This is a genomic window from Paraburkholderia flava (assembly GCF_004359985.1).
Classification (GTDB): Bacteria; Pseudomonadota; Gammaproteobacteria; order Burkholderiales; family Burkholderiaceae; genus Paraburkholderia; species Paraburkholderia flava.
The window spans coordinates 621,433-642,305 of sequence record NZ_SMRO01000001.1 but is presented as its reverse complement, the minus strand read 5'-3'; the positions used below and the strand labels follow the sequence as shown (position 1 = coordinate 642,305).

At 63.2% G+C, this 20,873-nt stretch carries 19 protein-coding genes; 7 read left to right on the top strand and 12 right to left on the bottom strand.

Annotated features, from left to right (window positions below; translation table 11 throughout):
• Positions 1–5: 5 nt before the first annotated feature.
• Complete coding sequence (locus tag E1748_RS02800; RefSeq protein WP_133645625.1) at positions 6–488, bottom strand: ASCH domain-containing protein; 483 nt, start codon at positions 486–488, stop codon at positions 6–8.
• A gap of 331 nt (positions 489–819) precedes the next feature.
• On the opposite strand from E1748_RS02800, the gene E1748_RS02795 reads away from it, so the two are divergent.
• Positions 820–1,230: a cupin domain-containing protein gene (locus E1748_RS02795; protein ID WP_133645624.1), complete on the top strand. Its 411-nt coding sequence runs from the start codon at positions 820–822 to the stop codon at positions 1,228–1,230.
• Between the two features lie 39 nt (positions 1,231–1,269).
• Here the strand turns inward: E1748_RS02795 and E1748_RS02790 are convergent, their stop codons facing one another.
• Together E1748_RS02790 and soxC are read right to left on the bottom strand one after the other, a co-directional pair.
• Complete coding sequence (locus E1748_RS02790) at positions 1,270–1,827, bottom strand: c-type cytochrome (protein WP_133645623.1); 558 nt, start codon at positions 1,825–1,827, stop codon at positions 1,270–1,272.
• Entirely contained in the window at positions 1,820–3,088 is a 1,269-nt protein-coding gene (gene soxC / locus E1748_RS02785) for a sulfite dehydrogenase (protein ID WP_133645622.1), read from the bottom strand. The genes E1748_RS02790 and soxC overlap by 8 nt, the downstream gene beginning before the upstream one ends.
• A gap of 345 nt (positions 3,089–3,433) precedes the next feature.
• On the opposite strand from soxC, the gene E1748_RS02780 reads away from it, so the two are divergent.
• Positions 3,434–4,483 (top strand): sulfonate ABC transporter substrate-binding protein, encoded by a 1,050-nt coding sequence (locus E1748_RS02780; protein ID WP_133645621.1) that lies wholly within the window; start codon positions 3,434–3,436, stop codon positions 4,481–4,483.
• 85 nt (positions 4,484–4,568) lie between these two features.
• Here E1748_RS02780 and E1748_RS02775 read toward each other — a convergent pair whose 3' ends face one another.
• The 6 genes from E1748_RS02775 to E1748_RS02750 all read right to left on the bottom strand — a co-directional run bounded on the left by E1748_RS02775 (position 4,569) and on the right by E1748_RS02750 (position 10,674).
• The gene (locus E1748_RS02775) at positions 4,569–5,948 is read right to left on the bottom strand and encodes an LLM class flavin-dependent oxidoreductase (protein ID WP_133645620.1); all 1,380 of its coding nucleotides are present in this window, start codon (positions 5,946–5,948) and stop codon (positions 4,569–4,571) included.
• Between the two features lie 61 nt (positions 5,949–6,009).
• Positions 6,010–6,864, bottom strand: coding sequence for an ABC transporter ATP-binding protein (locus tag E1748_RS02770; RefSeq protein WP_133645619.1), 855 nt, complete (start codon positions 6,862–6,864; stop codon positions 6,010–6,012).
• Between the two features lie 31 nt (positions 6,865–6,895).
• The gene (locus tag E1748_RS02765) at positions 6,896–7,834 is read right to left on the bottom strand and encodes an ABC transporter permease (RefSeq protein ID WP_133645618.1); all 939 of its coding nucleotides are present in this window, start codon (positions 7,832–7,834) and stop codon (positions 6,896–6,898) included.
• Positions 7,835–7,866: 32 nt separating this feature from the next.
• Positions 7,867–8,730, bottom strand: coding sequence for an ABC transporter permease (locus tag E1748_RS02760; RefSeq protein ID WP_133645617.1), 864 nt, complete (start codon positions 8,728–8,730; stop codon positions 7,867–7,869).
• A gap of 29 nt (positions 8,731–8,759) precedes the next feature.
• Complete coding sequence (locus tag E1748_RS02755) at positions 8,760–9,824, bottom strand: ABC transporter substrate-binding protein (protein WP_133645616.1); 1,065 nt, start codon at positions 9,822–9,824, stop codon at positions 8,760–8,762.
• 40 nt (positions 9,825–9,864) lie between these two features.
• Complete coding sequence (locus E1748_RS02750) at positions 9,865–10,674, bottom strand: class I SAM-dependent methyltransferase (RefSeq protein ID WP_133645615.1); 810 nt, start codon at positions 10,672–10,674, stop codon at positions 9,865–9,867.
• A 314-nt stretch (positions 10,675–10,988) separates the two neighbouring features.
• On the opposite strand from E1748_RS02750, the gene E1748_RS31405 reads away from it, so the two are divergent.
• Both E1748_RS31405 and E1748_RS02745 read left to right on the top strand, forming a co-directional pair.
• Positions 10,989–11,231, top strand: coding sequence for a hypothetical protein (locus E1748_RS31405; RefSeq protein WP_166653495.1), 243 nt, complete (start codon positions 10,989–10,991; stop codon positions 11,229–11,231).
• A 22-nt stretch (positions 11,232–11,253) separates the two neighbouring features.
• Positions 11,254–11,910 (top strand): sensor histidine kinase, encoded by a 657-nt coding sequence (locus E1748_RS02745; protein ID WP_166653494.1) that lies wholly within the window; start codon positions 11,254–11,256, stop codon positions 11,908–11,910.
• An 18-nt stretch (positions 11,911–11,928) separates the two neighbouring features.
• Here the strand turns inward: E1748_RS02745 and E1748_RS02740 are convergent, their stop codons facing one another.
• Entirely contained in the window at positions 11,929–13,854 is a 1,926-nt protein-coding gene (locus E1748_RS02740) for an SMP-30/gluconolactonase/LRE family protein (RefSeq protein ID WP_133645613.1), read from the bottom strand.
• A 488-nt stretch (positions 13,855–14,342) separates the two neighbouring features.
• Here E1748_RS02740 and E1748_RS02735 point away from each other — a divergent pair, with 488 nt between their 5' ends.
• Entirely contained in the window at positions 14,343–15,635 is a 1,293-nt protein-coding gene (locus E1748_RS02735) for a sugar efflux transporter (protein WP_133645612.1), read from the top strand.
• A gap of 173 nt (positions 15,636–15,808) precedes the next feature.
• On the opposite strand, the gene E1748_RS02730 is transcribed toward E1748_RS02735, so the two are convergent.
• Together E1748_RS02730 and E1748_RS02725 are read right to left on the bottom strand one after the other, a co-directional pair.
• Positions 15,809–16,756 (bottom strand): phosphodiester glycosidase family protein, encoded by a 948-nt coding sequence (locus E1748_RS02730; protein ID WP_133645611.1) that lies wholly within the window; start codon positions 16,754–16,756, stop codon positions 15,809–15,811.
• Positions 16,757–17,048: 292 nt separating this feature from the next.
• Positions 17,049–18,113, bottom strand: a complete 1,065-nt coding sequence (locus tag E1748_RS02725) for an LLM class flavin-dependent oxidoreductase (protein ID WP_133645610.1) — start codon at positions 18,111–18,113, stop codon at positions 17,049–17,051.
• Positions 18,114–18,354: 241 nt separating this feature from the next.
• On the opposite strand from E1748_RS02725, the gene E1748_RS02720 reads away from it, so the two are divergent.
• Both E1748_RS02720 and E1748_RS02715 read left to right on the top strand, forming a co-directional pair.
• A complete protein-coding gene (locus E1748_RS02720; RefSeq protein ID WP_240766267.1) occupies positions 18,355–19,299 on the top strand; it encodes an aliphatic sulfonate ABC transporter substrate-binding protein in 945 nt (314 codons plus the stop codon).
• A 215-nt stretch (positions 19,300–19,514) separates the two neighbouring features.
• Positions 19,515–20,807 carry an acyl-CoA dehydrogenase family protein gene (locus tag E1748_RS02715; RefSeq protein WP_133645608.1) on the top strand — a complete coding sequence of 431 codons (1,293 nt, stop codon included), beginning with the start codon at positions 19,515–19,517 and terminating at the stop codon, positions 20,805–20,807.
• Positions 20,808–20,873 lie beyond the last annotated feature (66 nt).

Here is a 20,873-nt window from a genome sequence, read left to right as displayed (position 1 = left end):
AGCGCTTAGCGTTGCTTGTCGGAAAGGGACAGCGGCCACACGATCTCGAAGCGCTCGAACACGGTTTCGATTTCGTCGTGCATCGTGAGTCCTTCCTGTGCGGCCTGCTCGCCGAAGAACGCGCGATGCGCATCGAGCCACCACGCGCGAGTGCGGTCGCCTTCTCCTTCGTCCCATGCAAAACGCTCGTCGACGTCGATCAGCGGTTTGATGGTGACTTCGGTGGTGCGCCAGATCGCGCGTGGCATGCCGTCGCCGTCGAGCATCACGACGTGGTCGCCGGGTTTCGGCAGTGCGTCCGGTGACGCGTAGTCGCGCAGTAACGATGCGGTTGCTCGTTTGGTGCCGGCGATGACGAGGTTCGCGAGTTCCGTCGCCATCTCGGGGCTGTCGCCGAAGGCGACGACGTCGTAATCGGTCGATGCGATTCCGGTGTGTTGGGTGTAGTCGTGCCAGAAGGCTTCGGACTGTGGGGTTTGGGTGGACATCGGAGGCGCGGTGGAGAGTAGGTTAGCCGCGATTCTAGACTGATGTCGTGTGGTGGATAAAAGCCATTCGGTATGCCACTCCGGAAGTTTGGCACGTAGCCGGTCAAGCAAGGAAGGGCGAGAGCGTCACCAGGAAAGTACCTTCTCCGCCTCTGCAAAAGATTTGTACCCGCAAGTATCTACCGCAATGAACGATACACAGCGTGACAAAACTCCCATCGCCGCAATTTCGAACGTGAGTAGTGTTAGGGCTGGAAGGTTGATCTCCCTCACTCGAAGAAGTATCCGTTCATCGCTGTAGAAACCAGATTCAGATCGAAGGAGCAGGACTATGCTGAACAGACGCGGGTTCGTGTCCGGCGCGATTTGCGCCACGGTGGGTTTAGCTTTGTCTCAAGGCCGTGCCGATGCGCAGACGTCGCCGCAATACCCTCTCAGGTTCCTGAAGAAAATCGAATACCCTGGCGACAAATACGTTTGCATCCTTGTTACGCTCGATCTCGCTCCGGGAGAGCACGTCCCGCGACATATGCATCCGGGAGTCGAATCGAGTTATATCGCCACGGGCAGCATTACGCTATCGATAGTGGGGCAACCGGATCTCGTCGTGAAGGCCGGCGACGGTTATCAGATTCCACCCGAGACACCGCACAGCGTGCTCAACGGTCCCGAAAAATCGAGGATCGTTGCCACGTTCATTGTCGAGAAAGACAAGCAGTTGGTGGAGTCGGTGGCGGAGTAGATCAGACACGCATAGGGGGAGCGGCGGCTTCCGCTGTTTCTATAACGCCCCCGGCCGCGGATCAGCAACAAACCCTTCCCGATTCGGCATCCGCACCTTCGGCAGCGTCTTCGCGTCGAGTCGCGCGGTCGCCGGCACGATCCCGTTCAGATACAGCAGATACGCACTGACCGCGTAGACCTCATCGGCGGTTAGCGATTGCGGCGCGTTATACGGCATCGCGCGACGGATGTAATCGAACAGCGTCGTCGCATACGGCCAGTAACTGCCGACGGTTTTCTTCGGCTTTACGCTGGTCAGCGTGCCCGCACCGCCTACCAACTGATCGCCGATACCGCCTTGCCCCTGCGCGCCATGGCACATCGCGCACTTCGCCGCGAAAATTTCCTTGCCGAGTGCAACGCTGCCGTGACCCAGCGGCAAGCCTCGACCATCGGGACTCACGTCGATGTCCCACGAGGCGAGCGCAGAAGGTGCGACCGGCGTGCCGATATCGTAACGCTCGTGCGTCGTAACATCGGGTCGCGCCGACGTTTGCGCGAGCGCATCCAGCGATGCAAACGCGATCGCCCATACGACCGCTCGCGCTCTACGCATTACGCACCTCCCCATCCACTCCCACCCGCCAGCTCTGAATCGCGTTGTAGTGATACTGCGTATTCAGACCACGAGCAGCGACGAGCGCATCACGAGTCGGCTGCACGTAGCCGGTTTCATCGACGGCGCGACTCTGCAGCGTCGTGAGCCCGCCGTCCCAGTGCCAGTCCGCGACGAAGCGTGTCAACGCGCGATCGTGCACCGTGCCTGTGAGACGCGCCGCGCGCCACGTGCGGCCGCCGTCGTCGGACACATCGACGCCACGAATCTTGCCGCGTCCCGACCACGCGAGTCCGCTCACCGCGTGATAACCGCGCTCCGTGAGCTTATGGCCGGGCGAGGGCCGCGTGATCACCGACTTCGCATCCATCTCGAACACGAACTGCCGCGCGCAGCCATTCGGCAGCAGGCTCGTGTACTTCGACGTTTCCTCGCGCGTCATCTCCGGCGCGCGGATCAGCTTCATGCGTCGCAGCCACTTGATGTTCGTATTGCCTTCGAAGCCCGGCACGATTAATCGCAACGGATAACCGTTCTCCGGCCTCAACCGTTCGCCGTTCTGCGCATAGACGACGAGCGCACGCTCAAGAATCCGATCGAGCGGCAGACTGCGCGTCATCGCCGCGCCATCCGCGCCTTCAGCAAGCAGCCATCGCGCCGACGGCGCAACACCGGTTTCGTCGAGCAGCGTCGAGAGCCGCACGCCGGTCCACTCGCAGCACGACAGCAGTCCGTGAGTGAGCTGCACCGGCAGACCGCTCGGGCCGTTCCATTCGCTGCCCGTATTGCCGGAGCACTCGAGAAAATAGATGTGCGATTCTGATGGAAAACGCAGCAGATCGTCGATCGTGAAGATGCGTGGCTCGCGCACGAGGCCGTGAATCGCGAGACGGTGACGGTCCGGATCGATCTGCGGCACGCCGGCGTGATGGCGTTCGTAGAACAGGCCGTTCGGGGTGATGCTGCCGGCGAGATCGGCGAGCGGTGTCATCGATGAACCGGAGCCCGGCATCGCAGGCGCTCGTGCGACGCGCCGGATCACGCGAGCTTCGAACGAGGAGGGCACGCCATATGGTGGCGACAGCAGCGGTGCGCCTGGCTCGAGTGTCCACGGCGCGGGTTCGAGTACAGAGCCTGATGCAGCCGTTGCTGCGCGAGCTGCAGTAGCGAAGCCGCCTGCGAGCGTGCCGGTGACTGTACCCGCAAGGCTGCCAAGCACGCGCCGGCGATGTGGCGACGATGGTTTTGGATCGTGAGTCATCGATGAATCGGCAGCGGGTGCACGACGGACACAGCGCAAGTGAATGAACGAAAACATCGAGCGTTGCCGATCAGCCGCGAGCGACAGAAGCGTCACGAGTCATAGCGATCGATCCGGCAGGCAGTCGATGCAGGACAGCTATCGTAGCAACGCAGCCACTCATCGCTAACCGACCGTTTCAGCTAACCATTGCACCCACGCGCATAACGCCGTCAACAGCGCACAAATTCCCCCTCACGAAATCGATAGCAGAAAAAACTCGAAGCGATTCATTGACCCGCGTGGAATGTGCCACGCATGATGCGAGCACATCCGCAGACCAGTTTCATCGACAGGCACACGCACATGGCATCGAAAAAAACTTCCATCGACCACACGGGCAACGACATCGTCAGCACCACGCGACGTTCATGGCTGAAAGCCGCGAGTGCGGTTACCGTCGGCGGCGCGCTGGCGGCGGCACGTGGCACGGCACTCGTCAGCGGCGCGGCGGCGCTCGTCGCGAGCAGCAGCGCGCACGCGCAGGGCAACGGCAAGACGCTGCGCATCGGCTATCAGAAGTACGGCAATTTCATCGTGCTGAAGGCACGCGGCTCGTTGGAAAAACGGCTCGCCGCCGAAGGCGTGACCGTGCAGTGGCTCGAATTTCCCGGCGGTCCGCAATTGCTCGAAGGGTTGAATGCCGGCGCGGTCGACATCGGCACCGTCGGCGAAACACCGCCGATTTTTGCGCAGGCGGGCGGCGTCGACTTCGTCTATATCGGCAGCGAACCGCCGGCGCCGAAGGGCGAGGCGATCGTCGTGCCGGCCGATTCGCCGATCCGCACGGTCGCCGATCTGCGCGGCAAGCGCGTCGCGTTGAACCGCGGGTCGAACGTTCACTACCTGCTGGTGAAGGCGCTCGAACAGGCGAAGATCGGCTATTCCGAAATTGTCCCCGCTTATCTCGCACCCGCCGATGCGCGTGCCGCATTCGTGCAGCGCGGTGTCGACGCATGGGTGATCTGGGATCCGTACTACGCGGCCGCACAACGGCAGGCGAATGCGCGGGTGCTCGTCGATGGTGAAGGTCTCGTGCGCAACACGCAGTACTACATCGCGAGCCGCAAGTTCGCGGCCGCGCAGCCCCAACTCGTGCACGCCGTGCTCGACGAGGTCACGAAGATCGATGCATGGGCGCGCGACAACATACCCGCCGTGGCGACGCAACTGTCGCCGCTCGTCGGCCTCGACACCGCGACACTGGAGATCGCGCTGAAGCGCCAGAGCTACGGTGTGCAGCATATCGACGATGCGACGTTCGCGTACCAGCAGCAGATCGCCGACACGTTCACGAACCTGAAGCTGATTCCGCGCAAGCTCGACGTCGCGTCTGCACGCTGGCAGGCGGCCTGATTCGGTTTGCTCGATATAGCGCCCGTGTCGCGTGGAGTCGCGACACGGGCGTTGTGCTGTTCATGGGGTGCAGTAAAAATGAAACCTACCGCGCGCCCACCGTCAGCGGTTCCTGTTCATCACGCTGCGCATGCCGATTCACCGGCTTCGGCAAGCCCAGGTTCTCACGCAGCGTCCGCCCCTCGTATTCCGTGCGAAACAGTCCACGCCGCTGCAATTCCGGCACGACGAGTTCCGCGAATTCGCTCAAGCCGCCAGGCAGCCACGGCGCCATGATGTTGAAGCCGTCCGCGCCTTCTTCCTCGAACCACTGCTGCAACTGATCGGCGATGCTCTGCGGCGTGCCGATCACCTGCTGATGTCCGCGCGCGCCCGCGATGCGCAGATAAAGATCGCGGATCGTCAGGTTCTCGCGTCGCGCGAGATCGAGCAATAGCCGTTGACGGCTCTTGCCGCCGTTGGTTTCGGGCAGATCGGGAAACGGCCCATCGACCGGATACTGCGACAGGTCCACGCCACCCGACATGTTCGACAGCAGCGATAAACCGACAGTCGGATGAATCAGATTCTGCAGCGTGTCGAAGCGCTCCTGCGCTTCCTCCTGCGTGCGGCCCACCACCGGAAAAATGCCCGGCATGATCTTCAGATGATCGGGATGACGTCCATAGCGCGCGAGCCGTCCTTTCACGTCGCGATAGAACGCCTTCGCTTCGTCGAGCGTCTGATGCGCGACGAAGATCACCTCGGCGGTCTGCGCGGCCAGTTCGCGGCCGGCTTCCGATGCGCCCGCCTGTACGACGACCGGCCAGCCCTGCGGCGAGCGCGCGACGTTCAGCGGGCCGCGCACGCCGAAGTGTTTGCCGCGATGATTCAGGACGTGCAGCTTGTCTGGGTCGAAGTACACGCCGCTCGCCTTGTCGCGCACGAACGCGTCGTCTTCCCAGCTGTCCCATAGCCCCGCGACGACGTCGTAGAACTCGCGTGCGCGCTCGTAGCGCAGCGCATGGTCAGGGTGCTTGTCGAAGCTGAAGTTCAGCGCTTCCGATTCGGTGCTCGACGTAACGAGGTTCCAGCCCGACCGTCCGCCGCTCAGATGATCGAGCGACGCGAACTTGCGCGCGAGGTTGTACGGCTCGTTGAAGGTCGTCGATACCGTCGCGATCAACCCGATGCGTTCGGTCACGACCGACAGCGCGGATAGCAACGTCAGCGGTTCGAAGTGATCGGCGCGCGCGGTACGCGACAGCGACGGGAGATGCGTGTCGCGCACGCTCACGCTGTCGGCGAAGAAAATCGTGTCGAACTTCGCGCGCTCGGCGATCTGCGCGAGTTCCGCGTAGTGCGCGAAGTTGAGGCCACCGTCGGCCTGCGCGTCGGGATGACGCCACGCGGCGATGTGGTGGCCGGTTTCCATCAGGAAGGCGCCTAGCCTGATCTGGCGTTTGGGTATGGCGGTGTTGGTCATCGGGAGTCTCCGTGTCGTTGCTTTCGGTGCGGGTTTGACGGGCGTTCGTTGAACTACGGCACTACCACGCGAGCCGCCACGCGCCGATCGGTGTGTCGGCGGAAGATGGGACGCGCAGGCCACCGTGAGGCGGTTCGTCATCGCGTGCTTCACTGGGTTCCGCGAAATCCGCAAGCACCGCATCGCGCAGCTGCACGAAACGCGGATCGCTACGCTCGCGCGGACGCGGCAGCGCGACGTCGACGATCCGCTCGATGCGCCCCGGTCGCGGCGCCATCGTCACGACGCGGTCGCCGAGATACAGTGCTTCGTCGACGTCGTGCGTGACGAGGATCATCGTGATGCGTTCGTGTTCCCAGATACGCTGCAGCTCGTTCTGCAGACGGCCACGCGTGAGTGCGTCGAGTGCGCCGAACGGCTCGTCGAGCAGCAGCACGCGCGGCCGGTTAACGAGTCCACGTGCGATCGCAACGCGCTGCGCCATGCCGCCCGACAACTGATGCGGGTACGCATCCTCGAATCCATTCAGTCCAACGAGTGCGATATGTTCGGCGACCGCATCGCGCTTCTCTTTAGCGGACAACGGCGCGTTGCGCAGCGCAGCCTGGATGTTCTGCGCAGCGGTCAACCACGGAAACAGCCGGTGATCCTGAAACACGATGCCCCGTTGCAGCGACGTGTCGCGCACGCGTTCGCCCGCGACGCGGATCGTGCCGTCGTAATCGGTGTCGAGTCCGGCAATCAGCCGCAGCAGCGTCGACTTCCCACAACCGCTCGCACCCACGATGCTGACGAATTCGCCGGGACGAATGCGCAGTGTGATGTCGTCGAGGACGGCGAGCGTCGTGTCGCGTTGCGCGTAGCGCTTGCTGACGTGCAGCACGTCGAGTCCGTCGGAGAGGAGGGTGGTCGTCATGAACGGGTCCCGTGGGGAGGAATGGGCCAGGTTAGACCGGAGCGGACGACGCGGCACGTGCCGACAATCCAGGCCGCCGCGCGAACACGGCGCGCTCCAGCGCGCGGGCAAGCGCGTTCAGCGCCCAGCCGGTCAAGCCGACGACGATGATCCCGAACAGCACGAGATCCATCCGGAACTGCTCGCTGCCGTCGATCAGCGTGTTGCCGATGCCGCTGCCCGCGACCAGCAGATATTCGGCACCGAGCGTCGCGAGCCACGAATAGATCAGCGCGAGATAGAGGCCCGTGAAAATCGACGGCAGTGCGGCAGGCAAGATCACGTAGCGGATCAACTGCATGCGCGAATAGCGGAACGCGCGCGCGACCTCGATGTACGCGCGTGGCACCGTATGGATGCCGTCGCACGTGTGCGCGGCAACCGGCAGCAACGCGGCAAGCGACAGGAACACGACCTTCGCCGCATCGCCGAGGCCGAACCACACGGAAATCAGCGGAATCCACGCGAACAGCGAGATCTGTTTGAACGTGTCGAAGCTGGGCGCGACGATCCGCGCTGCGACGCGCGACAACCCGAGCGTCGCGCCGAGGACGAGGCCGGCGAGTGTGCCGATCGCGAAGCCGCTTGCTTCGCGCGCGAGCGATGCGGACAGCGCGCGGACGAGCGCGCCGCTGGAGATCTGTTCCCACGCGGTGTGCGCGACGTCAGCGGGACTGACGACGAGGCCGCTTTTCACGAGATGTGCAGCGCTGATCGCCCACCACAACGCGATCGCGATCAGCGGCAGGACTGCGCCACGTAGGTCGATGCGCTGTGCTTTACGTGTCGCGATGGCCGTGCTTGCTGACCGCGTTGAGCGCTTGCGCGATTGAGCGGCAGACGCGTCGGCCGTTTCACACGAGCAGGCCGGCGGTCCGTCGCTACGACGTGAACGCAGATGGGCAAGAAGCGTGAACGGAGTAGGCAGCATCGGCAGAATCCTTGATCGAGAATGCGAACGCGTCACTCGCGAAATGCTGAAGGTTGCCCACGTCGCAGACGCTTTTCGAGTGCATCGAGCAGACGGTTCATCGCGAAGCCGACCGCACCGACGACCACGACCGACGCCATCACCAGGTCCAGCTGAAACAGCTGCCGTCCGTAGACGATCAGATAGCCAAGCCCTTCGGACGACGCGACCAGTTCGACCACGACGAGCGCGAGCCATGCCTTCGTGAACGCGAGCCGCACGCCGGTTGCGAGCGTCGGCACGGCGGCGGGCAACACCAGATAGACGATTCGCTGCCAGCGCCGGTACTCGAATACGCGCGCGACTTCGTCGAGCGATGCGGGTGTCTGCCGGAATCCCTGCAAGGTGCTCAAGGTGACCGGCACAAGCGCCGCATGCGCAATCAGCAGATATTTGAGCGGCTCACCGACGCCAACCAGCAGCAACAGAAACGGCAACCAGCCAAGTACCGGAATCTGTACAAGCGCGTTGAAGCTCGGTAGTACATACGCTTCGAGCGTGCGCGATAACCCGAGCGCAGCGCCGATCGCGAACCCCGCGAGTGTCCCCGCGCCAAAACCGAACAGCACGCGCTGCACGCTGATCAGCGTGTTGCGCGCGAGATCGCCGCTGCGCGCAAGCTCGACGAACGTATCGTAGACACGCTCCGGCGGCGGCAGAATTTGCGGCGCGATCCAGCCGCGCGCACAACCGATGCTCCACAGCCCGAACAGCGCAGCCGGCAGCAGAAACGGCGCGATGTGCCACGCAAACGAGCGCAACAAGCGACGCGCAGGTCGCGGTGCTTCGACGCCTGTCGTTGCATGCGCGGACGCTTCGCCGTGAGTCGGTTGCAGGGAGAGGGCCGTTTCGCTCATCGTCGCACTCGCGTCGTGAATTGAAGGAATCAGATCGGTTTGCCCGCGGCGTCGTAGCGAGTCCAGTAGCGATCGAGCTTCTGCGTGCGCAGCGCGTTGTCGAGGTAACGCGTGTCGAACCAGCCGTCCACTTCGATCGGTTGACGGATCAGCTTCAACCGCAGCGCATTCTGCGCGACCGCCTTGTAGCGCCCGACGATGAACGGATCGATCAGCGGTGAATTGCGGTCCTTCAGCGTCTGGTTCGCGAACTCCGCCTGCCATGATGCTTCGCTGACGCCGCTCTTCGCCCACAGCTTGAAGAGCGCAGTACGGTTCGCTTCATCCGACGACCATTGCGCGCCTTTCACGAACGCGTTCACCACGCGCTGGACGATGTCCGGGTGTGCTTGCGAAAAATCGTCGAGTACCAGCAGATGCGATTGCCGCGTGAATTGCGGGCCGTCGGTCTGCGACTCGTAGACGATCTTCGCGAGACCCTGATCGCGCAGCTTGTACAGGTGATAGTCGTTGACCGACGCGTCGATGCCTTTCGATGCGAGCGCTGCAAGTGAACTCGCCGTGTCGAGATTGATCACGCGCAGATCGCGTTCGTCGAGATGATTGGCGGCGAGCACGTTATCGGCGACGAGCTGCAGATTGGTCCCGCGAAAGATCGACACGCGGCGGCCCTTCAGATCCTGGATCGTACGGATCGTCGAGTCGGGCGGCACGCCGATCTTGATGCCGACCCGCACACCCGATTCGAGCAGGATGTGCGTCTTCAATCCGTTCGCGCGTCCGAGTACCGACGGCAGATCGCCCTGAAACGCGAAGTCGAGCGACTTGTCGGCGATGGCCTCGTTGACCGCCGGGCCCGCGCCTTTGAAAAACAGCCATTCGACCTTGATGCCGTCCGCGGCGAATTCTTTTTCGACGAGTTGCTGAAGCTGCACGGTTGCGGCGGGCGAGCCGCCGAACGTGGGTGGATCGCCGGCACCCTGTTGCGCGACGCCGATGCGGATCGTCGAGGGTTTGTCGGCGTGAGCGGGGAGTGCAGTCGCCGACAGCGCGGCGAACGCGAACAGCAACGTGAGGAAGCGGGGATAGCGCATGGATTCGATGAGCGTGAATAAGACGTGGGCGGTGCGTGTTTTATTGCACGAGCGGCTTGCGTGCGGTCGCGAAGATCAGGCGGCGGGTCAATTGCAGACCGCGTGGTCCGCGCCGTGTTTCGAGTGCGGCGCCGAGGCGTTCGCGTAGCCGCGCGGTGTCGTCGGCGGGCAGCGCAGCGAAGAAGTTGCCGAACGAGCTTGCGCGGCTGAAGGCGATCACGTCGTCGACGGTATCGAATGCATCGTCGAATTCGCGGATTTCATTGAGCGTCGCCTGAAACCCGGTTGCAGCAAGGAGCAACGCGGCGCGTTCCCGCGTGAGCTTGTTTGGTGCGCCGACCGCCGCTTCGTGCCAGCCAGACTCGTTGTCGAGCAGCGTGCGCAGCACCAGGTGCAGATCGTGCGGGACGTCGGCGGGCATCGTCGTGAAGCCGACGCGTCCGCCAGGTTTCAGTACGCGAAACGCGTGTTGCAACGCTTTCTGCTGATCGGCTATCCAGTGAATCACGCTGTTGAAATACACCACGTCGTAGTGCGCATCGGGCAAGTCGTCGAGTGCTTCCGCGCGGCCGATGCGTACCTCGAAGCGTCCGTCTGCGCGTTGCCGTGCGCGTTCGACGCGCAGCGGCAGCGGATCGATGCCGAGTACTTCGCCGTTCGCGCCGGTGCGTTCGGCGGTCGCTTCGGTGAGCAGGCCCGTGCCGCAGCCGACGTCGAGCACGGCTTCGCCCGCACGCACATCGAGCGCATCGAGCAGGCCGAGGCCGTGATGGTACTGACGCGTGCCGAAACGATCGTACTGCTCGGCGAGCGTGGCGGAATCGAGTTCGAGACTGAGCGGCTGCGACATGAGCGTGTCCGGTGTTCGGTGAGGGATTTGTCGAACGGGAACGGACATTCTTGTCGAGCGAATGGGGCGGGACAAGAAAGCTTTTGAGCTATGCATATCGCGCGTGGCGGGTTTCTTTCGAACGACTGAAGGAGTGCAGGATGACGTGATGTTGCGGTGACGGAATCCGCGCAATGACGGTGATCGATGGCGTTATGACAGCGGGGAGGATGGCGCAGAACTGCAAGAAGGTACGAAAGTACCAGTCGATCTAGTCCGCTGAAATCTGTGCACGGCAAAGACGCGGCGCTACATTCGCAGCCATCCGGTCCGGCATGGCTAGTCAGATCAATGCGGAGCGTCGTGAGGAAGCTGCAATGGATCACGAATATATCAAGGCGGCAGCGCGGGAAGTCAACGGGACGATCCGCGCAGCCATCGACAGGTTGACGGGAACGCGCGCGGAGACCACCACGCATGCGCAGCAGACGCGGCACATAGCGCAGAACACAGAAGCGCCCGCAACGCATGAAACGCAACCCCAGACAAGGCCTCGCGCCGGCGACGAATCGACATGACATCGTCGCCCGCGACATCATCATGAACGAGATGACGAACACAGATTCATCGAACGACCCGAGCCCACGCGACGACGAAGCGTCGATGCACGTGCTGCAGATGCGCGAGGTGCATCATCGCGTGCGCAACAGCCTGAACCTGATTTCGTGCACGCTGCAGTTGCAGGCGCGGCAATCGGACAGCGAGGAAGTGCGTCGCGCGCTGACGCTCGCGGTGGAACGCATCGACAGTCTCGCGCGCATTCACGGTCATCTGTACGGACACGATGCACCGCGCGAGCGCGACGTCGTGCCGTACCTCGAAAACCTCGTACGTGATCTGCAGGCCGCGTTGCTGTCGCCGCACGACGAACGCTGTCTCGAACTGTTATCGACGGAGCCGTTTTCGGTGCGAGACGATGCGTTGATGTCGATCGGCTCGATCGTCACCGAACTGGTGACGAACGCGATCAAGTATGGCTCGGGCGATATCGCGGTCAGCGCGCGACGCACACCGGAGCAGGTGGTGATCGTCGTCGAGGACGGTGGACGTGGTTTTCCGGCGGACTTCGATCAGACCGCCGATGCGGGCTTCGGGCTGCGCCTTGTGAACCACCTATGCGTGCGCTCGGCAGGCTCGATGACGATCGAACCGGCCGCGGGGCGCGGCCGGGTTGTCGCGTGCCTTGGCGTTAGCTAACGCACAGGGCGTCGCGCGTCAAGGCGTCCAGTGATAAACGACGATGCTCGAGCCGTTGTAGTTGTCCTTCGTCACGACGTACTCGCCGGTCGAGCGCAGGTACGCGCGTAACCCATACATCGAATCGACGTCAGCACCCGTATCGACTGCGCTGGTGTTCGTGTTGATCAGCGTGGTCGCGAGGCTGCCGCTGTTGAGATCATACGCATCGATGTTCGGCACCGTGTGCACGTAACCGACGAACAGATAATTTCCGGCAGCGGTGATCGACTTCGGATTCGCATTCGTCAGCGTGATCACCGGATTCGGCGCGGTCTTGTTGCCCGCGCTCCAGCCGTGATACACCTCGATGCGCGTGCCGATCGACGTCCAGTCCGTGCTGCCGACAATGCCTTGCGCGAGGATCATCGTATCGCTCTCCGCGAGATAGATGATGCGCGTCAGCGGCCGGATGCTCAGCGGAATGTAGATCGCGATGCCGGGACCCCACGTCGGTTTGCCGGTCGCATCGAAGCCGGTCAGCGGGTAGTGGTAGATGTGGTTGGTCCGGTCGAGACCGGCCCACACGTCGCCCTTGCTGTCGAGACTGAAGCCGCCGGTGACCGGCGCAGTCGTATTGAACGCGGGGCCGGGAATCGCCGCATCCGGGATCGCGATGTAGCCGTTCGCCGCATTGAAGTGGAACAGGTAGTAGATCGCGGGATTCTGCCCGGTCGCGACAAGAAGACGATTCCCGCCGACGCTGACCAGTTGCCCGAAATGTTCGTCGCGTTGCGTGTCGTTCGGGTTGATGCGCGGGTCCGACGGGTAGGTGAACGGATCGACCGTGTTCGCGACGAAGGTGCCGCCTGCAGTGCCGGTGTAGATGTTGGTGCCGCTATAGAAGTACGCGCCGTCGGTGACCGGGTCCGGTGCAGCGACGCCCTCGAAGTTCAGCGCCTGCAGCTTCCAGCGCAGCGCGCCCGTGCTGTCGTACGAGTGGATATCGGTGCCGCCGTTGCGGCCGAGGTCCCACGTACCGCCCCACGGATTGTTCAACACATACAGGTTGCCCGCCGCGTCCTTGCCGATGCCGGTGATGCGCGTGAAGCGCTTGTCGCCGACCTGGCCTTTGGTACCGGTCGTGCTGTCGAGGTAGCCGCCCTGAACGCCGAACGTTCCCGCGAGCGTCGGCGTGCCCGACACGTTGTACTGCTTGATGTTCATGTCGGGGCCCTGATCGCCGACCAGCAGCAATCCCGTCGATGCATCGAAATAGAGTGCCGACGGCTGCGACGACGTGGGCATCTGGATCGTGTTCATCAACGCGCCGGCCGCGCTGAATTCGGTGACCGTGCCGAGGCTCTGCTGTGCGACCCACACGTTGCCCGTGCCATCGATTGCGAGCGCGCCTGGGCTCGCCACACTGATGTCGCGTTGCCATGTGCCGTCGGTCGTATAGACCCGCACACGATTGCCCGGCAGATCGCTCGCGTAGAGCAGTGAACCCGATGTTGCGAGCCCGGTGACGACGTCGCCGCGCGTCGCGGTCGTCGTCGCGCTGACGGAGATCAGCAGATCGCGTGTCTGCGTCGTACGGTTGTAGCGCCCCACCGCGCCGCTGCCATACGACGAGCTGTATTGCAGCGCTGCGAAAATCGACGTCGCGTTGCCGGTGATCGCGCTGCCCTGAAACTCGTTGTGAATGCCGATCGATCCTGCGCTCTGGCCGTTCTGATAGATCGCGACGCCGCCTTCGTTTTCATCCCACAGCGACGCGGTGTAGACGACGCCTTCCGGCGCGACCCACATCGAGCGCGCGCCGTTGCCCACGTGAGTTGCGATCGTGCCGTACGTGTTGGCGAGCCAGTCGGTGGTGTACTGCGCGTGCGAGGCCGTCGAGAGCGCAGCGATCGACACAGCGAACAGTACAGCACGTACAGCACGAATTCGTTTCCTGAACATAGGTGAGGCTCCTGAGCAATGATCCCTCGACACTATAGTTCGCAGAATGTGAATCGTTGGTGATTACATTGCCGTCAACCCGCAATGCATAGGATGCTTACGCGTCATGTGAGCTTTCGATGCATGCGTCGCAATGCGTGTGCACGAACACGCACACATGCGGATGCACACGCACTGTGAGGGTGCGCAATCGTGTTCATCGAGACCGATACTTTTCGCTACGCATCCGTCGATGAGTCGTCGCAAATGCATCGACATGAGCGCGATGCACCTGCCACGCGTGTACTACGTTGCGCAGCGCGAACGAAGTCACGAGCGCGTGCGCGAAATAGAAGAACGCAGATCCGCGAGAGGAATCGTCGAGCGCCGCCATCGCAGTCGCGGCCCGAAAGGCTTAACATCGAGGTTTTGCCGCGAGCGACCGGATGATCGCGTCGATCGCCGCGGCCGGCCCACCCCACGGTCTCCATACCCCGTTCCCGTTCTCGATGAACTCCCGACTCGCCGATCTCACCCGTATTCCCTCTTTTGTCCCGCTTGCCGGCGCCACCCTGATGCTCGGCGTGGCAATGTCGTTCACCGCGCCATACCTGTCGCTGTTCGGCGTCGAACGGGCGGCGATGACACCCCTACAGCTTGGGCTCTTCATGACAGTGATCGCCGCGAGCGGTGTCGCGGCGAGCGCGTGGGCCGGCAAGTGGTCCGACCGTCACGGCCATCATCGAGCGTTGCTGCTCGCCGCGCTGATCGCGGCGACGCTCGGCTTCGTCTCGCTGTGTTTCGTGCGCGACTACCGGTTGCTGCTGCTGATCGGCGTGCTGTTTCTCGGTGCGGGCGGCTCGGCGATGTCGCTGGTGTTTTCGTTCGGACGCGCGGCGCTACCCGTGCGCAACGAAGCGGAGCGCACGTTCGCGACCGCGACGCTACGCACGGTGCTGTCCGGCGCGTGGGTATTCGGGCCGTCGGTGGGCGCACTGGTGCTCGCGGCGTCGGACTTCTACGGGCTGTTCCTGTTCGCGGCGGCGAGCTTCGCGGGCTGCGGCGTGATCGTCTGGCGGATGCGCGACACGCCGGGCGGCGTCGTTCACGAACAGCCGGGGCATGTCGCGGGCGATCCCGCGTCGTCGCTCGAAGTGACCACGCACGAGCCCGAGACACCGGTGCAGCCCGACTTCGTGCATCCGGTCGCGCCGTCGCGACTCATCTGGCGCTCGGTGGTCGCGCTGACGCTGATCGGCCTTGCAGCCAACGCGACGATGATCGTGCTGCCGCTGTACGTCGTGCATGGCCTCGGCGGTGCGCGCATCGACGTGTCGATCATGCTCGGCCTCGGCGCGTTCCTCGAAATCCCGATGATGCTCGCGCTCGGTGCACGTGGCGCGTCGCTGAACAAACTACGCTGGCTCGCTGCGTGCGCGGCGGTGCACGTGGTGTACTTCATCGCGCTCGCGTCGGCCGGCTCGATCCCGGTGCTGATTCCGATGCAGGCGCTGAACGCGTTCGTCGTCGCGGTGACGTCGTGCCTCGGGATGATCTACGTGCAGGACCTGATGCCGCGCACGCCTGGCGTCGCGACCGCGCTGTTCTTCAACTCGGCGCGGGTCGGTTCGATCCTGTCCGGCGTGCTGTCGGGATTGCTGGTTGCGGGGCTCGGCTATCGCGGGACGTTTCTCGTGTGCGGCGCACTCGCGGCCGTCGCGTTGATCCTGTTTGCCGATCCGCCGTGGGGAAAGGTGCTGCGCGCGGTGCAGGACTGGCGGCGTTCGCGCGAGCTCTACTGAATTGAATTCTGTACCCGGTTATTGACGGCATTCACCCGAGTAAGAACCAATGATTCATTGGTATATCGGCGGGCTTTCAGAATCACTCTATAAATACAGTCAGTCTGATTCCCATCCCATTTGATGGGAATCAGACAGTCATTTCGGCAGCGATTGCGTGCCGACACGCGCTATCAGAACGGGAAACCCGAGCCCGACAGCGGCAGCTTGATTGCATGCACGCCGATCGCCGACGCGTCGAAGCGCTCCGCGCCGCCGCTCGGCGTGTTGACGATGAACGGCTGGCCGATCTGATCGGCGCGCACCAGTTCCGTCGAACCGCCGCCGTCGAGGTTGATCGCATCGGTCGCGCCGATCGCTTGCATCAGCTTCGCGGATTGCGCGTTGGTCGTGCCCGCCGAGTAACCGGTCACGCGGCCGTCGATGGCGACGAAGTACAGAAAGCGACCGTCATGCGACAGGCCGGCGAGGGTGCGCGGATTCGGATTCAGCGGATCGCCTTCGTTCGGGCTTTGCGCGCTGACGTCCTGGCCGTTCTTCAGCAGGATGGCCGAGCCCGACACCGCCGAGTCGATCAGTTGCAGTTCCTGCTTCGAGATGTCCGGTGCGTTCTTGATATACGCGCGCTTCGTGCGCGTGATCGCGAGCACGGCTTCGCTTTGCGTCGGGTCGGTCGTCAGCGGGCTGACCACCTGGCCGTGCGACACGAGCAGACCGATCACCGTCTTCGGCTCCGGCTGCGCGTTGCAGCACGGCGCGAAGAAGTTCGCGTTGATCGCGAGGCGCACGCCGGTGCGCGCTGCAAATTGCGAAATCGTTTCGGCCGTCGTCATCAGCGGACCGCTGTGGCCAGTCGTTTCCACCGATACACCCGGTGCCCACAGATCGATTCGCGTGACGTACGCACGGCTCACCGTTGCCGGGCCACCTGCGGTCGTTGGGTTCGACGGCACCGTGGCGGTTTCGGCATCGACGCCGAGGTACAGCGGCGAGTAGCCGCTCTGCGTGATTTCAGTGAGCGGGTTCGGCACATCGGCGTGCGCGCCGACGGATGCGAGGCCGAACAGTGCAACTGCAGCTAATGTCTTGAGGCGTGATGCAAAGGGGGTAGTGCGCGGCATTTCAACGTTCTCCCAGGACTGCAGGTTAAGGAACCGAAGTTCAAGCTCGTCGCTGGGAGATCACGTTAGGCAGAATCAATGACACGCTCGTGATATTTCGGAAGGATTGGTTTTGTTATTTTTTAGATCCGTAGAACCGAAGGCATAAGAATGGGAATAAAAATAAGGCAGAAAAAATAAAAAATTCATTCACCTGGACAGGCTCAACGTTGAGCAAATTCCGACTGCTGTTCATGCGTCTGCTGCCTGCAGCCACACAGGCAATTGAATGGAGCGGCAGCACCTTGAGCGTTTACGTCGTTGCTTCGAGCGCACGCACGCGTGGGATCACTTCTTCGGCGAAGCGCTTCATGTCGGCTTCGAACGGCTGGAATTGCAGCATGAAGAGTTCGATGCCCGCGCGGCGAAACGCGACGATCCTTCGCGCAACCGTGTCGTAGCTGCCGACCAGTCCTGCTGCCGTGCCGCCGTTAGAACCGACGCGCGGTGACTGCGCGAACGTCTTGAACATCACGGCGTTCGGATCGATGTTTTCTTTCTGCTGCGCGCGTAGCGGTGCATCCTGCGCGGCAAGTGCGAAGAGATGCGCGAGATGATCGTCGGCGAGTGCATCCGATTCGCGTGCAATCACGAACGCGGATAATCCGAAGCGCAGCGGTGCCGCGTTGTCCGGACGCGGGCGGCGCGACACGTCGGCGATCAATGAGGCGACGTCGTCGAGCGGCTGGCCATTGATGAACCACACGTCGCCTGCATCGGCGACCAGTGCACGCGCTGGTTCCGATTCGCCGCCTACGTAAATACGTGGCCGCGCCCGAAATGGATCGGTGGGCCGTAGCAGGTAATCGTCGATGCGAAAGTGCTCGCCTGCGAATTGCGTGCGTTCGCCGCGCAACAACGCGTCGACCACGGTAATCCATTCGCGTCCGTACGCATAGCGCGCGTCGTGCTCCGCGAAGCCGATGCCCGCGCGTTCCAGTTCAGGGCGGTTCCATGCATTGACCAGATTCAGCGCGAAGCGGCCGCCGCTGATGTGCTCGATCTGCTGCGCCATCTTCGCGAGCACGACCGGGTGGTACAGGTATGGCTTGATCGCCGCGATGATCTCGATGCGCGACGTCAGCGCGGCGAGTGCCGCCGATGCGGTCCACGCCTCGAGCTGGTCGAGGTTCGGGTCGTGCGGATTCATCGTGTGCTGCGCGACGAGCACCGAGTCGTAGCCGAGACGCTCCGCTTCGAGTACGAGGGCGCGATTGCGCGCCCAGGATGCGTCGTACGGTTCGTCGGGATCCTGCAGCGCCGCGCGGCTGCCGTGAACAAGCGCCCAGATGCCGAAGCGGGCCGGGAAAGTCGACATGAAAGAGAAGGCTCCGCAGAAAAACGGCCGATGACCGGTCGATCATGATGCCCGTCGTCGTGCGCGGAGGGTTCTAACTTCTGCCGATATCGATCGATGAAATTGGCATTTGGTGCGGGACGTGTTGTTTATATAGTGGTCGGTTCTCTCGTCAACCTGATCAACGGGAATCCGATCGATGCGTGCATTTCATTTTCTGTTTTGGCATTTCTTTCAACGCTCGCGTTCGAGAACCTTCGTCGTGGGTTTCGCGCTTGCCTGTGCATCGTTGATCTGCGCGCTGTTTGCGCCGCAGGATGCGGATGCGCGCGAGACCGTGTCGATCAGCTATCAGCGTTCGTCAACGCTGTTTTTGCTGCTCAAGCGCACCGGCGAACTGGAGAAGAAGCTCGGCGCGCTCGGCTACGACGTCAGTTGGCACGAGTTCTCGACGGGTCTGTTGCAGTCGTTGAACGCGGGCAGTGTCGATCTGCACGCGGACGTCGCCGATGCATTCGCGCTGTTCACGCAGGCGGCTAATGCACCGCTCACGTACTACGCGGAGGAAACGTCGGCGCCGTCCGCGCAGGCGATCATCGTGCCATCCGATTCGCCGATCCATACGATCGCGGATCTGAAGGGCAAACGCGTCGCGGTATCGAAGGGATCGGGCTGCAATTTCCTGTTGCTGGCCGCACTCGCGAAGGCGGGGCTGACGATCAACGACATACAGGTCCGTTACCTCGAAGCGCCCGATGCGCTTGCGGCGTTTCGCGGCGGCAACGTCGATGCGTGGGCGATCTGGGATCCGTTCCTCGCCGCGCAGCAGCGCGACGCGCATGTGCGTGTAGTCGCCGACGGTTCCGACGGAATCGCGCAGTACAACCGTTTTTACACGGCGACGACTTCGTTCGCGGAACGTCATCCGGATGTGCTGCGTGTCGTTTTCGACGAGCTGAGCACAACCGGTAAGTGGGTGAAGGCGCATCCGCAGGAGGCCGCGCAGATTCTCGCGCCAGTGTGGGGCAATCTGCCGACGCCGACTGTCGAACTCGCGAACAGCCGGCGCAGCTATGCAATCGTGCCGGTGCGGCGCGAGCAGCTCGGCGAACAGCAGCGGATCGCCGATACGTATCGTGCGGCGGGGTTGATTCCAGCGGCGTTGAAGGCGACGGACATTCGTATCTGGACGCCGGCGGGGCGCTGAGTGTTGAACAGGGCGCGGCCGCGCAATCGAAACGGAAACTCGGCGATTATCGGTGCTGCATAGCAAATGCCGCGCAGCCGCTGCGACAGAAAAGCTGTCATTGCATCGACCGAATTCGAGTACGCGTCCCCCCATATCGTTATCGCCTTTTCTTGGTTGCTTGCACCCACGCGCGAATTCTATTCTGGCTCGCTGCAGACCTACCGGAGAACACCATGACGACGATCCCGGTCCCGTTCAGGGACACGGAAACGCCTCCCGACGACGCCGAACTCGATGCCCGCTTCACGCCCGTCTTCGAGCGCATCGCGGCGGGCAACATCGACCGTGAGCAACGCCGCGAACTCGCCTATGACCCCGTTCGCTGGCTGAAGGACGCACGCTTCACCGCGCTGCGCGTGCCGCGCCGCTACGGCGGACTTGGCGCGACGCTGCCGCAGTTCTTCCGTCAGCTAACGCGGCTCGCCGAAGCCGATTCAAACCTGCCGCAGATCCTGCGCATCAATTTCGGCTTTATCGAATCGCGGCTCGAAGGCGAAGACGAGGCGCTGCGAGAACGCTGGCTCACGCGGATCGCGGCGGGCGAGACGGTCGGCGCGGCGATCTCCGAACGCACCGGCGCGACGCACAACACGGTCACGCTGACGCGCAACACGAATGGCGACGGCTGGACGCTGAACGGCGAGAAGTACTACAGCACCGGCACGCTGTACGCGGACTGGATCGACGTCGCGGCGCATGATGGCGACGACGATGTGCGCGTGCTGGTGCGCGGCGACGCGCCAGGTGTCGCGAGGATCGACGACTGGGACGGCTTCGGCCAGCGTCTGACCGCGAGCGGCACGACGCGTTTCGATGCGGTTCACGTCCGTGACGATCAGATCCTGTCGCGCTATAAGGGCTCGGAGCCGCGCCGCAATACGTCGCTGACCGCGTTCTATCAGACGGTCCATCTCGCGACGCTCGCGGGTATCGCGCGTGCAGTGCTGCGCGATGGTGTCGCATTCGTGCGGGGTCGCACGCGCACGTTCGGTGTCGCGGGCCGGTCGAGTCCGCGCGACAATCCGCTCGTGCATCGTGTGGTGGGGCGTCTCGCGAGCCTCGTGTATTCGGCGGAAAGTCTCACCGGTTCGGTGTCGGGTGCGCTCGAAAAAGCGTGGCAGGACCGGCTCGCCGGTCGCGCGACAACCGATACCTACATCGCGCTCGACATCGAAGCGTACCAGGCGCAGCAGATCGTGATCGAGCAGGTGCTCGAGGCGGCGACGCTGGTGTTCGAGGTGGGCGGTGCATCGGCGACGAGCGAAGCGCTGCGGCTCGATCGCCACTGGCGCAATGCGCGCGTGATCGCGTCGCATAACCCGGCGATCCAGCGGGAGAGTGCGGTGGGCAATTTTCATCTGAACGGCACGCCGCCTGTCGAGCGCTTCAGTCTCGTGCATACGAAAGCGGAACTGACCGGCGTGCCGGCAACCGATGACTACGAGCAGGCGGCAGTGCTCGACTGACGTTGCATGTGAGAGTCGCGGCGGCCGCTGTTGCGGTGGTTGTTATCAGGGTGATCATCGGCGCTG